At 68.5% G+C, this 11,852-nt stretch carries 12 protein-coding genes; 7 read left to right on the top strand and 5 right to left on the bottom strand.

What is annotated here, in order from left to right:
* Positions 1 to 436 precede the first annotated feature (436 nt).
* Genes KTR66_RS05705 through KTR66_RS05685 form a run of 5 tightly spaced genes read right to left on the bottom strand, consistent with a single transcriptional unit; the run spans position 437 to position 6,796 of the window.
* Entirely contained in the window at positions 437 to 1,225 is a 789-nt protein-coding gene (locus tag KTR66_RS05705) for an ABC transporter permease (protein ID WP_213611278.1), read from the bottom strand.
* Between the two features lie 3 nt (positions 1,226 to 1,228).
* Positions 1,229 to 2,002 carry an ABC transporter ATP-binding protein gene (locus KTR66_RS05700; RefSeq protein WP_213611277.1) on the bottom strand — a complete coding sequence of 258 codons (774 nt, stop codon included), beginning with the start codon at positions 2,000 to 2,002 and terminating at the stop codon, positions 1,229 to 1,231.
* Positions 2,003 to 2,008: 6 nt separating this feature from the next.
* Entirely contained in the window at positions 2,009 to 2,998 is a 990-nt protein-coding gene (locus KTR66_RS05695) for an ABC transporter substrate-binding protein (RefSeq protein ID WP_213611276.1), read from the bottom strand.
* A complete protein-coding gene (locus KTR66_RS05690) occupies positions 2,995 to 4,719 on the bottom strand; it encodes a hydantoinase B/oxoprolinase family protein (protein ID WP_213611275.1) in 1,725 nt (574 codons plus the stop codon). Before KTR66_RS05690 ends, KTR66_RS05695 begins: the two co-directional genes overlap by 4 nt.
* Complete coding sequence (locus tag KTR66_RS05685; protein WP_213611274.1) at positions 4,712 to 6,796, bottom strand: hydantoinase/oxoprolinase family protein; 2,085 nt, start codon at positions 6,794 to 6,796, stop codon at positions 4,712 to 4,714. Before KTR66_RS05685 ends, KTR66_RS05690 begins: the two co-directional genes overlap by 8 nt.
* 67 nt (positions 6,797 to 6,863) lie before the next feature.
* On the opposite strand from KTR66_RS05685, the gene KTR66_RS05680 reads away from it, so the two are divergent.
* From KTR66_RS05680 to KTR66_RS05650, 7 genes are read left to right on the top strand one after another with little or no spacing between them, the layout of a single operon-like run.
* Positions 6,864 to 7,523 (top strand): TetR/AcrR family transcriptional regulator, encoded by a 660-nt coding sequence (locus tag KTR66_RS05680; RefSeq protein ID WP_213611267.1) that lies wholly within the window; start codon positions 6,864 to 6,866, stop codon positions 7,521 to 7,523.
* Positions 7,524 to 7,564: 41 nt separating this feature from the next.
* Positions 7,565 to 8,281 carry a GntR family transcriptional regulator gene (locus KTR66_RS05675; RefSeq protein WP_213611265.1) on the top strand — a complete coding sequence of 239 codons (717 nt, stop codon included), beginning with the start codon at positions 7,565 to 7,567 and terminating at the stop codon, positions 8,279 to 8,281.
* The gene (locus tag KTR66_RS05670) at positions 8,281 to 8,790 is read left to right on the top strand and encodes a cupin domain-containing protein (protein WP_249731856.1); all 510 of its coding nucleotides are present in this window, start codon (positions 8,281 to 8,283) and stop codon (positions 8,788 to 8,790) included. The genes KTR66_RS05675 and KTR66_RS05670 overlap by 1 nt, the downstream gene beginning before the upstream one ends.
* Before the next feature lie 4 nt (positions 8,791 to 8,794).
* The gene (locus tag KTR66_RS05665; RefSeq protein ID WP_213611263.1) at positions 8,795 to 9,109 is read left to right on the top strand and encodes an NIPSNAP family protein; all 315 of its coding nucleotides are present in this window, start codon (positions 8,795 to 8,797) and stop codon (positions 9,107 to 9,109) included.
* Positions 9,106 to 10,044: a 3-hydroxyacyl-CoA dehydrogenase NAD-binding domain-containing protein gene (locus KTR66_RS05660; RefSeq protein WP_213611261.1), complete on the top strand. Its 939-nt coding sequence runs from the start codon at positions 9,106 to 9,108 to the stop codon at positions 10,042 to 10,044. Before KTR66_RS05665 ends, KTR66_RS05660 begins: the two co-directional genes overlap by 4 nt.
* A complete protein-coding gene (locus KTR66_RS05655; RefSeq protein WP_213611259.1) occupies positions 10,041 to 10,565 on the top strand; it encodes a TRAP transporter small permease in 525 nt (174 codons plus the stop codon). Before KTR66_RS05660 ends, KTR66_RS05655 begins: the two co-directional genes overlap by 4 nt.
* 3 nt (positions 10,566 to 10,568) lie before the next feature.
* On the top strand, positions 10,569 to 11,840 hold the full coding sequence (locus KTR66_RS05650; protein WP_213611257.1) for a TRAP transporter large permease: 1,272 nt from the start codon (positions 10,569 to 10,571) through the stop codon (positions 11,838 to 11,840).
* Positions 11,841 to 11,852: the final 12 nt, after the last annotated feature.

Here is an 11,852-nt window from a genome sequence, read left to right as displayed (position 1 = left end):
GTCGATCGTCTTGGTCCGCACAGGTGCGGATCGTGGACAGAGCTGCGTCCGCCGACGATGTCCTCCAACGCGCCGCCCTGGCGACCGGCAATCGCCGCGAGCAAGCGAGGCAGCACGTGGGTCCGCGCGCACCTTCGCGCCGTTGGAGTTGCCGCGACAAGGCGGCCGCAGACAATCGCTGCGCTATTCATCAGCTTGGTGACGGACACTCAAGCTCTGCCGTGGGGATGGAGTCCGCGTCGCCACCAGCACGCGCCTCAGTAATTCTATCGCTTGCTTTGCAGTCGCGTGTGCTGCCGAGCCGCATGGAACGGGATGCGGGGAGGCGTTAGCCACCCTGATTTCAAAAGGCCTTGTCAACTTCGACAGTCAGACGTGGTCTCAGGCAATTTGCCGTACCTGGGTCACTCCTGCTGCAGGCTGCGAGACCATGCCCTCAACGTGCCAAGACGCCGTGCTGGTTGCGTTGCGAGACGTGCCAGGGTAGCGCCAAGCGCTCCGTTGCTTCGACCAGATAGAATAGCAAGGTGCCGATGACGCCCAGAACGAAGAGTGCGGCAAAGACGCGGACGGTGTCGAACTGTCCTTGAGCGATGAGAATCACATGGCCGAGCCCGGCCGAGCCACCGACGAACTCACCCACGATGGCTCCGACAAGCGCGAAACTGATCGCGACCTTCATGCCAACGAAGAGTGCCGGCAGCGCGTTGGGGAAGCGAACCTTCCAGAGGATGCGCCATGCCGTGGCGCGATGGACGCGCGCCAGCGCCAGTGCATCGGGGTCCACGGAGCGGAGGCCGAGCGCCACATCGGCCACGATGGAGAAAATGGCGAGCATCACCGCGATGGCGATCTTGGGCTCGGCCCCTGTGCCCATCCAGATGACGAAAAGCGGTGCCAGCGCCACCTTGGGCAGCGAGTTCATCACGACCAGGATTGTGGTGATCACGCGGTCGGCCCAGCGGGATGCGACCATTGCCACCGCGAGCGCAACGCCCAGCACGACCGAGAGGCCGAAACCCGCGAGCGTCGTCCATAGCGTGAAGCCCGCATGGCGCAGGAAGTAGCGGGGCGAGGACCAGAGCTCGGCCAGGATCGCACTCGGCGCCGGCAGCAGGATAGGGGGAGGTGCGAAGAATAACACGGCCGCCTCCCAGATGAGGATCAGCCCAACGAGGACGGCGAGAGTGCCGGCGATGCCCTGCGCACGCGAACTGCTAGCCATCGCTCAGTCCTTCACGATGCCGAGCCGCGAGAAGAGCCCGCGGATGGCTGCCACATGGACCGCGAATTCCGGCGTCTCGCGGAGCGCTAGCGGGCGAGGGCGGGGGAGGTTGATGTCGAAGACTTCCACCACGCGCCCAGGCCCTGTGGACATGACGGCCACGCGGTCGGACAGATAGACCGCTTCTGCGATTGAATGCGTGACGAAGACCACAGTGCGCCCGCCATCCTGCTGGATGCGCGAGAGCTCGAGGTTCAAGTCGTCGCGCGTCATCGCGTCCAGCGCGCCGAAGGGCTCGTCCATCAGCAGGATATCGGGTTCGCAGAGCAGCGCGCGACAAATGGCGGCACGCTGGCGCATGCCGCCGGAGAGCTCCCAGGGGTGGCGGTCGGCGAAGTCGCCCAGGCCGAAGCGTTCCAGCAGCGCCATGGCGCGCGCTTCATGCGCGTGGCGCGGCAGGCCCTGGAGCTCGGCAGCTAGCAGAACATTGTCGCGGATGCTGCGCCAATCGAGCAGCACGTCGCGCTGGAACACCATGCCCATGCGCTCGGGCGGGCGCGTGATGGGCGCGCCGCGCAGCGTGATGGTGCCGGCAGTGAGGGGATCCAGCCCCGCGATGGCGCGGAGCAGGGTGCTCTTGCCGCAGCCCGAGGGCCCGAGCAGCGAGAGGAACTCGCCCTCGCGCACCTCGAGCCCGACATGGGCGAGGGCGGTGACCGGGCCGCGCGCGGAGGCATAGGTCTTACCCCCGTCACGTACCTCGATGCAGAGCCCCACGCCGGTTCAGCCGATCAGGTCATTGGTGAAGTAGTTGCCCGCCTGCCAACCCGCGCGGATGGCGCCCGCGGCCTCCAGGGAACGCAGGGCGGTTGTCCAGTCCACCTCCGCCTGCCAGCCGATCGGCCGGCCGGCGCTGGCGGGCGTGTCGAAGAACTCGAGCGTCAGGCGGATCTGCTCGCGCGTCACGTTGCGGTCGAGCCGTGCATCGGGGCGCTGGCGCAGCATCGCCTCCACACCGTCATCCGGGTTGGTGCGCAGATGCGCCCAGGCGCGCTGCTGGGTCTCGACCAGACGGCGGAGCGCGGGGCCGCGCGCGCGGATCGTCGCCTCGGTCGCGATGAGGCCATAGCTCGGAAAGCTGATGCCGGCATCCTCGGCCAGGATAGCGCGGCTCGGGCGCGGGCGCTCGGCGACGGGCAGCGCCGAGGGCGCCGTGGACATCAGCCCGTCGGCGCGCTTGGCGGTGTAGGTGCCCCAGAGCGCCGCCGGGTCCACGAACATCACGTTCACGCTATTGCGGTCGAGCCCGCCGGCGCGCAGGAAGGCGTCGATGAAGGGTGCCCAGGGGCTGGCCGCGAAGACGACGAGGCTGCGCCCTCGGAAATCCTGCACGCGCTGGATCGGACTGTCGCGATCCACCAGCACGGCGAGGTCCGTCCGCCGCCCGAAGCCGGCGAAGGCGCGCACGGTGGCCCCCTGCTCGCGCGCTTGGGCGATAAGGCCGACCTGGATCTGCCCGACATCGGCCTGGCCGGCATTCACGAGTTGCAGCGTGTTGCCGCTGCCGCGCCCATCCTGCACATCCACGGTGAGGCCGGCCTCCCGGAACCAGCCGCGCGTCTCGGCCAGGTGCATCGCGGCCTGCACGCCCCAGGGCGAGAAGTCGAGCCGCACGGTGAGCCGCTCCCCCTGCGCGCGGGCAAGGCCCGGCAGGGCGAGGGTGCCGGCGGTGATCATCGCGCTGCGTCGCGAAAGCTGGAAATGCTTCGTCATGCCCGTTCTCCCTGCTGTTGGCCGCGCAATCTCGCGGTTTCGATGCTGTCCAGGTGGCCGTTCTCGATCACCACGCCGTAGCTTCGCCGCGCGGCCTCCACGCTCACCTTGCCGTTCCACACATCGCGCGCGACGGCCTCCGGATCCCGAGCCAGGGGCGAGCCATGGCCGCCACCGCCCGCCTGATGATGCGTCAGGAGCTGGCCGCGCTGCATGCGCATGGTGACCTTGCCAGGGATCGCCTCGCGCGCATTGCCTTCGCCGAGCCAATTCGCCGCGGCGCCGCCGTGCTCGCCGCCCTCCAGCCCATAGGGGGCGAAGCGCAGCCGGTCGGCGCGCAGCTGCAGCACCGCATCCTCCGCCAGCAGGCGATAGCTGCGCGCGAGCCCCAATCCGCCACGGAAGCGGCCGGGCCCGCCGCTGTCGGGCACCAGCGCGTATTCCTCGATGCGCACGGGATGCTGGCGCTCCAGCACCTCGACCGGCGTGTTGGAGAGGTTCTGCGAGGGGTTGGTGATGGCCTCGATGCCGTCCTGATCCGGCCGGCCGCCCCAGCAGCCGCTGATCATGTCCACGATGATGAAGGGGCGGTTGTCTGGGTGGCGGCCGCCGAGGCAGACCACCGTGTTCCCGCCCTCGCCGGCGGCGGGAATGATCTCGGGCACGATCTGCGCCAGCGCGCCGAACATCGTGTCCATAACGCGATAACCGGTGAGCGCGCGCGCCGCGACCGGTGCGGGCGAGATGGGATTGAGCACGCAGCCTTCGGGCGCCGTCACCTCGATGCAGCGGAAGACGCCGGCATTGTTCGGGATGTCGCCGCGGAGCGCGCAGCGCACGGAGAGGAAGCTGTTGGACTTGGTGAAGGAGAGGGTGGAGTTGATCGCGGCCCGCACCTGCGGCGAGGAGCCGGCCCAATCCACCTTCAGCGTCCCGTCGCCCACCACGGTGATGGCGACGCTGAGCGGCACGGGGTCATCTGACAGGCCATCGCTGTCGATATGGTCGGTAAAGCGGTAGGTGCCGACCGGCCAGGTGGCGATCTCGGCGCGCGCCATGCGCTCGGCGTAGTCGAGCAGCCCGGCGAGATGCCCACGCATGCCATCCGCGCCGTAGCGGCGCACCAACGCGCCCAGCTCCCGCGCGCCCACCTGGCAGGCGGCGTATTGCGCGCGCAGGTCGCCGAGCACGATCTCCGGCACGCGGACATTCAGTCCGATCATCGCCGAGAGCGTGTCGTCCATCACGCCCGCGCGATAGAGCTTGAGCGGCGGGATGCGGATGCCTTCCTGGTAGATCTCCGTGCTGTCGGCGGCGTTGGAGCCGGGCACGCGGCCGCCCATGTCGGTGTGGTGGCAGATCACCACGGTCCAGGCGAGCAGCGCGCCGCCTTCGAAGACCGGATAGAACATGAAGATGTCCGGCAGGTGCATGCCGCCCGAATAGGGATCGTTCATCACCACCGCATCGCCGGGCTCGAGCTGCCCACCCCAGCGGGCCTGCACGGCGGCCATCGCCTCGGGGATGGCGCCCAGATGCTGCGCGATGGTCTTGGCCTGGGCCACCATCTCGCCCTTCGCGTCGCAGATGGCGGCGCTGTAGTCCATCACGTCCTTCACGATCTCGGAGCGTGCGGTGCGGATGACGGTATAGGCCACCTCATCCACGATCGCGTCCATCGCGTTCTTGATGACGGCGAAGGTGATCGGATCCTCAGGCATCGGCCGCCTCCATCTCGATGACCACGGTGCCGGAGCCCGCGGCGCGCGCCGTGCAGCCGGGGGGAACGATGATCGTCGTGTCGTAGCTTTCCAGGATCGCCGGGCCATGAACAGGCCCATCCGCGAGGGCCGCGCGGGGCAGCAGGCGCGTCGGCACCGGGGCCTCGCCCCGCGCGAAGGAGACGAGGCGCTCGCCCACCGCGCCGGCCAGGGCGCGGGCATCGAGGGCGAGGGAGGGGAAGTCGATCCGCCCCTCCGCCCGCCCGATGGCCGAGAGCCGGAGATTCACGAGCTCCACGCCCTCGCCCGCGGCGGTGTAGCCGAAGGTCTCGCCATAGAGCCGCTCGAAGCCGGCATGCAGCGCGGCCACGGCGAAGTCGCCCACCGGCACGGTGAGCTGCGAGGATTGGCCGGCGTAGCGCAGATCGGCCGCGTAGCGCAGTTCCACCGTCTCCTTTGCGTAGCCCTCATGGGCCAGGGCCGCGTGGCCCGCCTGGGCCATGCTTGCGCGCGCGGCCTGCAGCAGCGCGGGCGTCACCTGCGCCAGAGGCATGAGCAGGGGATGGACGAATTCGTGCACGGCCTCGGCCGCCAGCATGCCGGCGGCGGAGAAGACGCCGGCGACCGGGCTGATCAGCACGCGCCGAATGCCGAGCAGCCGCGCCACATTCACCGCATGCAGCGGGCCGCCGCCGCCGAAGGCCATCAGCGCCAGGTCGCGCGGGTCCTTGCCGCGTTCCACCGTCACGGCGCGGATGGCGCGGGCCATGTTCACATTGGCGATCTGCCGGATGCCATGCGCCGCCTCCTCGACGCTGAGCTTCAGCGGGCCGGCGATGCGGCGCGCAATGGCCTCGCGCGAGAGCGCCGCATCCACGCGCAGCGAGCCGCCCGCGAGCGCGGTGGGGTTGAGATAGCCCAGCACCATGTTCGCATCGGTCACGGTGGGTTCGGCATTGCCGCGCCCATAGCAGGCTGGGCCCGGATCGCCCCCCGCGCTCTGCGGGCCGACGACGAGCAGACCGCCCGCATCGATCCGCGCTATGGAGCCGCCGCCGGAGCCGACCTCGGCGATGTCGATCGCCGGCACCTTCAGCATGTAGCCCGCGCCCTTCACGAAGCGGGAGGGTGTGCTGATGCCGTCACGGAATTCGTATTCCGTGACGAGCGAGGGCTGGCCGCCCTCGATGATGGCGGCCTTTGCCGTGGTGCCGCCCATGTCGAAGACGATGAGATCCGCCGCGCCGATGCCATCGCCCAGCCGCGCCGCGCCCGCGACGCCGCCGGCGGGGCCGGACCCCACGGCGAAGACCGGCCGCTCGCGCGCCGCATCCAGGCCGATCATCCCGCCATTGGAGGCCATGACCTGGACCGGCGCGGTGATGCCGATGGCGGCGAGCCGCTGCTGCAGGCGGGAGAGATAGCCGCGCATGGCGGGCAGGAGATAGGCGTTCACCACCGCCGTGCTGGTGCGCTCGTATTCCTTGATCTCGGGCAGCACCTCGCAGGAGGCGGTGACGAGGAGCTGTGGCGCGGCCGCGCGCAGCAGGGCGGCGGCCGCGCGCTCATGCGCCGGATGCGCGTAGGAGTTGATGAAGCAGATCGCCACCGCCTCGACGCCCTCGGCGAGGAAGAAGGCCGCGGCCTCGCGCACGCTCTCGGCATCGAGCGGCGTCACGACGCTGCCATCGGCGGCGGTGCGCTCGCGCGCCTCCAGCCGCCAGCGGCGTGGCACCAGCGGCTCGGGCTTGCGCCAGGTCATGTCGAACATGCCCGGCGTGCGAATGCGGCCGATCTCCAGCACGTCGCGGAAGCCCTGCGTCGTCAGCAGGCCGGTGCGGGCGCCGGCCTTCTGCAGGATGGTGTTGGAGGCGACGGTGGTGCCATGGACGATCTCCGTCACCTGGCCGGCGGCGAGCCCGGCCTCCGCGATCACGGCGGCGATGCCGGCGGCGACGCCCTCGCCCGGATCCTGCGGCGTGGTTGTGGTCTTGTTGACGACGATGCGCCCGCCCGGAAGGGCCAGCACCACATCGGTGAAGGTGCCGCCGACGTCCACGCCGATGCGTGCTGGCATTCCGATCGACCTCAAAGGAGCTGCAATTATGTTGACCGGATGGTCAATAGCAGGAAGCATGATCCGGATGAAGCTTCCCCGTCAACGACGAAAACGCGGCACGCGCGATGCCGAGGGCGCCAAGGCCGCGATCCTTGCCTCCGCCGTGCGGGAGTTCACGGAGAAGGGCCTCGCTGGCGCGCGGATGGACGTGATCGCGCGCGGAGCGGAGGTGGCGAAGGGCCTCCTCTTCCATCACTTCGGCTCCAAGGAGGGGCTCTGGGTCGCCGCGCTCGAACATGTCTATGCGCTGCTGCGCGCCGGGCAGGACGAGGCGGCGCTGGACGCGCTGGGCCCGGTGGAGGGCATGCGGCGCCTCGCGCATGACACCTTCCGCCTGTTTCGCGCGCATCCCGAGATCGTGGCGCTGATGAACGAGGAAAACCTGCACCGCGCGCGCCACCTGCGCGCGGCGGGGAACATCCCGCGGCTCTACAACCCGCTCTTCGCCACGATGGAGCGCCTGCTGGCCGCCGGGCGCGCGCAGGGGCTGTTCCGCGAGGATGTGGACGTGACGGCGCTCTACGTCGCCATGTCTGGGCTCGGCTATTTCTACTGCGCCAATCGCTGGACGCTCTCGGCCGCCTTCGCGGGGGATCTGTTCCGGCCCGCGCGCCTCGCGACCTATGAGGAGATGTTGGGCGAGATGGTCGTGGCCTATCTGCGGGCTGTGCCGCCGGCCGCCTGAATCCGCTTGCATTGCATACAGTGGTGCATAATGCTGCCCGCATGCGTGCCGCGAAAACCCTGCCGCAACGAACGGAGCCCGCGCGCGGCAGCGCCGGCGACGTGGCCTATGAGGCCCTGCGCGGCATGCTGCTGCTCTTCGAGCTGCGCCCCGGCGAGCGGCTGAACGAGGTGCATCTGGCCGAGCGCCTCGGCCTCTCCCGCACGCCGGTGCGGGAGGCTTTGAACCGCCTGGCGGCCGAGCGCCTCGTGCTCGCCCGCGGCGGCCACGGCTTCTATGTGCGCGACCTCGACCTCAAGGAGGCGATGGACCTCTACGAGCTGCGCACCGCGCTGGAGGTCACGGGCTTCCGCCACGCCTGCGAACGGGCCAAGGCCACGGACATCACGGCCCTGCGCCGAGGCTGGCGCGCAACGCTGCGCCAGTCCCATCGCATGAATGACCGCGCGGCTATGGTGGGCGAGGATGTGCGCTTCCATGAGGCGCTCTGTGCGCTGGGCGGCAACCACGAATTGCTGCGCATGCTGGGCGAGGTGAATGCGCGCACCACCTTCATCCGCTGGGCCTATGCCACCGGCCCGCGCCCCGAGCTGAACTTCGACGAGCATGACGCGCTGCTGGAAGCGCTGGTAGCGCGCGATGCCGCCGCCGGCGAAGAGATCCTCCAGCGTCATATCGGCCGCCGGGCCGAGGCGCTGACCAGCCTGTTGGCGCCCGCGCGCGCCTTCCCCATCACCCCGCGCAGGAGAACCACCTGATGCCCGATACCCCAATGCCGCAAGCCCCGCTCGTCATCGTCCAGCCCGACGAGGGACGCTCCTTCTGGCAGCCCGTGCCGGCCAATGGCTTCGTGCGCTGCATGCTCGCTTCCAACGAGATCGGCGCCGGGACGCCCTTCGCCATGGGCACGCAGACGGTGGATCCCGGCAGCTTCGTCCGCGAGCACGTCCATCCCGATAATGAGGAGGTGATCTTCGTCCTCGAGGGCAAGGGCGAGGCGCTGCTGAACGGCACGGACAAGGTGCCGATGAGCAAGGGCACCTGCATCTTCCTGGGCAAGGGCCGATCCCACCGCTTCCAGGCGAGCGACGACGCGCCGATGACCTTCATGTGGCTGATGATGCCGGGCGGCCTCGAGACCTTCTTCGCCCGCATCGGTCGTGAGCGGAAGCCGGGTGACCCGCAGCCGCCCAACTTCCCGCGCCCCGTGGACGTGCTGCAGATCGAGGCCGAGACGGTTTTCGGCTCGCTTCCGCCGAAGGCCTGACCGGATGATCGTCGAGGAGCGGGATTATCGCCTGAAGCCCGGCAAGCTCGGGCTCTTCGTCGCCACCTATGAGAAGCACGGGCTGCCCCTGCAGCTCAAGCATCTCGGCAAGTTCCTCGGCTATTTCACGACCGAGATCGGCGAACTGAACCACGTCGTGGCGCTCTGGGGGTATGAGGGACTGGATGACCGCGCGCGGCGCCGTGCGGCCATGCTGGCCGATCCGGAATGGCAGGCCTATCTCGGCATGGTGGCGGATTACCTGGATGTGCAGAATACGCGCATCCTGACGCCCTCCAACTTCTCGCCGATCCAATGAGCGCGCTTCCGAGCGTGGCGCTGATCGGCGCCGGCACCATCGGCACGGCCTGGGCCGTGGTCTTCGCCCGCGCGGGCTGCACCGTGCGCGTCTGGGATGGGGATTCCGCCGCGCTGGAGCGCTTCCCCGCCCGTGCCGCCGCTGTCTTCGAGGCGCTGGAGGGCTCGGCCATTGCGGGCCTACCGGGCGGGCTTTCCCGCATCACAACCCATGCGGATCTTGACGGGGCGGTCGGCGATGTGGATTGGGTGCAGGAGCAGGTAAAGGAAGATCTGGCTGTCAAGCAGGAGGTGCTGCCGCGCGTGGAAGCCGCGATGCGCGCCGATGCGGTCCTCGCCACCTCCACCTCTGGCCTCTCGCAGGCGGCCTTGGCATCCGTGCTGGCGCGGCCGGATCGCTTCATCGTGGTGCATCCCCTCACACCGCCCTTCCTGCTGCCGGTGACGGAGATCGTGACCCATCCCGGCACCTCGGAGGCGACACTGGCCGAGGCCTATCGCGTGATGCAGGCGGTGGGCCAGAAGCCCATCCGCGTGCATGGCGAGATCAGCGGCTTCGCCATGAATCGTATCCAGGCCGCGATGCTGAACGAGATGGTGGCGCTGGTGCGCGACGGCGTGATCAGCCCCGAGGATGCCGACACCACGCTGACCCATGGCTTCGGCCTGCGCTGGGCGGTGATCGGCCCCTTCGCCGGCGTGGACCTGAACGCGCTGGGCGGCATCCGGCAGTATATGGAGCTCTTCGGCTACATCCTGAACGACGTAGCGAAGGATCGCGGGGCCGCGCAGGCGCTGACCAACGCGGCGGTGGACAAGCTGGAGGCCGGGCTGCGTGCCCAGTTGCCGCTGACGGAGATCCCTGCGCGGCAGAAGCGGCGGGACCGCGCCATCGCGGCGCTCCGCGGCCACTTGGAGAAGGCGGGCCGCCCGTGAGAGCCATCCTCGCCGGCATCGATGCCGTGAACCTGCTGCTGAAATACGTGCTCGCGCTGCTGCTGCTCATGATGACAGTCGGCGCGCTCGGGCAGGTCATCGTGCGCTTCGTGCTGCCGCTCGTGGGCTTCAACGCCTCCGCCGCCTGGACGGAAGAGGTCGCGCGCTTCTCCATGATATGGACGGTCTTCCTCGGTGCCGCCTGGGCCCTGCGACATGGCGAGCTGATCGCGCTGGATCTCCTGACGCATGCGTTGCCTCGCTTGCTCGGGATCGCGATCAAGGTGCTGGCTTACCTGTCCTGCGCCGCCTTCTGCATGCTGCTCATCGTCATCGGCCTCGAATTCGCCGAGATCGGCGAGATCGAGCGTAGTCCGGTGCTGGGCCTGTCGAAATGGTATGTCTTCATGTCACTGCCCATCGGGGCGGGCCTCATGGTGATGAATATCTTGGGCTTCCTGTTGGCTTGCATCATCGACGGGAGCGATCCGCGTGGCGCCCTCGATGCCGTGGCGGATTGAGCCATGATCGGCACCGCCATCGCCCTGATCGTCATGTTCGCTGCGGCCGTTCCGATCGCGTTTTCGCTTGGCATGGCGCCCCTCATCGCGCTCGAGGCGCAGAGCATTCCTCTTATCGTGATCGCTCAGGCAGCGTTGGAGAGCCTGGATAGTTTTACCCTGCTGGCGATCCCGTTCTACGTGATGGCCGGCCGCATCATGCTCGCCGGCGGCATGGCGACACGCCTCGTCGGTCTCGCTGCAGCGCTAGTGGGATGGGTGCGTGGCGGTCTGGGGGCTGCTGGCGTGCTGACAGCCATGTTCTTCGCCACCATCAGCGGCTCTTCCTCCGCCACGGCGGCCGCAATTGGCTCCATTCTCGTGCCGGAGATGACGAAGCGGAATTATCCCAAGCCCTATGCGGCGGCGATAGTTGCGGCCTCGGGCGAGATCGGGGTCATCATCCCGCCCTCGATACCCATGGTCATCTACGCGGTGACGGTGAGCGAGAGCATCGGCTCGCTGTTTCTTGCGGGCATCATCCCCGGGCTCCTCATCGGCTTCAGCCTGATGGCGCTCATCATCTTTCAATCCACGATGCGAGGCTACGGCGACCCTACTCGCTTCGCCCCGCGGGAGATCGGACGCGACGTTTGGGCGGCGACGAAGCGCGCCGCCCTCTCCCTGCTGATGCCGGTGATTGTGCTTGGTGGAATATATGGCGGCATCTTCACCGCGACCGAAGCCGCCGTGGTCGCGGCCGTCTACGCGTTGATCCTCGGCCTCTTCGTCTATCGGGAGTTGGCGTGGCGTGACCTGCCGGAGATTCTCGCTGGCAGCGCGAAGACGTCGGCCATCGTGCTGATCATCGTGGCCTTCGCAAGCGTCTTTGCCTATGTGCTGACAACGTACCAGGCGCCACAGGCAGTGGCCACTTGGCTGTCCGCCATTACCGCGAGCCCGTTGATCTTTCTTCTCCTGGTCAATGGCTTCCTCTTTGTCGTGGGCATGTTCATGGAGACGCTGGCGGCAATCATCATCCTGGCGCCGGTGCTTGCCCCGGCCGCCATCGCGTTCGGGATTGATCCCATCCATTTCGGCGTCATCGTCGTGGTGAACCTCGCAGTCGGTATGGTGACGCCGCCGGTGGGCGTGAACCTCTTCGTTGCCTGCAGCATCAGCAAGCTCCGCATGGAGCAGTTGATGCCGCCGCTGCTGCCCTTTCTCGCTTCTCTCGTGCTGTGCCTGCTCATCATCACCTATGTGCCTGCGCTGTCCCTGGCGTTGGTGCGATAACCCTGAGGAGAA

The sequence above is a fragment of the Roseococcus sp. SDR genome, from assembly GCF_019083995.1.
Taxonomy (GTDB): Bacteria; Pseudomonadota; Alphaproteobacteria; order Acetobacterales; family Acetobacteraceae; genus Roseococcus.
This window is presented reverse-complemented; position numbering and strand designations above follow the sequence as displayed.

Bases quoted from the DNA above. Each gene is read 5' to 3' on its own strand.
- KTR66_RS05705 (WP_213611278.1), bottom strand. From the start codon at position 1,225: ATGGCTAGCAGTTCGCGTGCGCAGGGCATCGCCGGCACTCTCGCCGTC.
- KTR66_RS05685 (WP_213611274.1), bottom strand. From the start codon at position 6,796: ATGCCAGCACGCATCGGCGTGGACGTCGGCGGCACCTTCACCGATGTG.
- KTR66_RS05670 (WP_249731856.1), top strand. From the start codon at position 8,281: ATGCCCGATACCCCAATGCCGCAAGCCCCGCTCGTCATCGTCCAGCCC.
- KTR66_RS05690 (WP_213611275.1), bottom strand. From the start codon at position 4,719: ATGCCTGAGGATCCGATCACCTTCGCCGTCATCAAGAACGCGATGGAC.
- KTR66_RS05665 (WP_213611263.1), top strand. From the start codon at position 8,795: ATGATCGTCGAGGAGCGGGATTATCGCCTGAAGCCCGGCAAGCTCGGG.
- KTR66_RS05675 (WP_213611265.1), top strand. From the start codon at position 7,565: ATGCGTGCCGCGAAAACCCTGCCGCAACGAACGGAGCCCGCGCGCGGC.
- KTR66_RS05695 (WP_213611276.1), bottom strand. From the start codon at position 2,998: ATGACGAAGCATTTCCAGCTTTCGCGACGCAGCGCGATGATCACCGCC.
- KTR66_RS05660 (WP_213611261.1), top strand. From the start codon at position 9,106: ATGAGCGCGCTTCCGAGCGTGGCGCTGATCGGCGCCGGCACCATCGGC.
- KTR66_RS05650 (WP_213611257.1), top strand. From the start codon at position 10,569: ATGATCGGCACCGCCATCGCCCTGATCGTCATGTTCGCTGCGGCCGTT.
- KTR66_RS05680 (WP_213611267.1), top strand. From the start codon at position 6,864: ATGAAGCTTCCCCGTCAACGACGAAAACGCGGCACGCGCGATGCCGAG.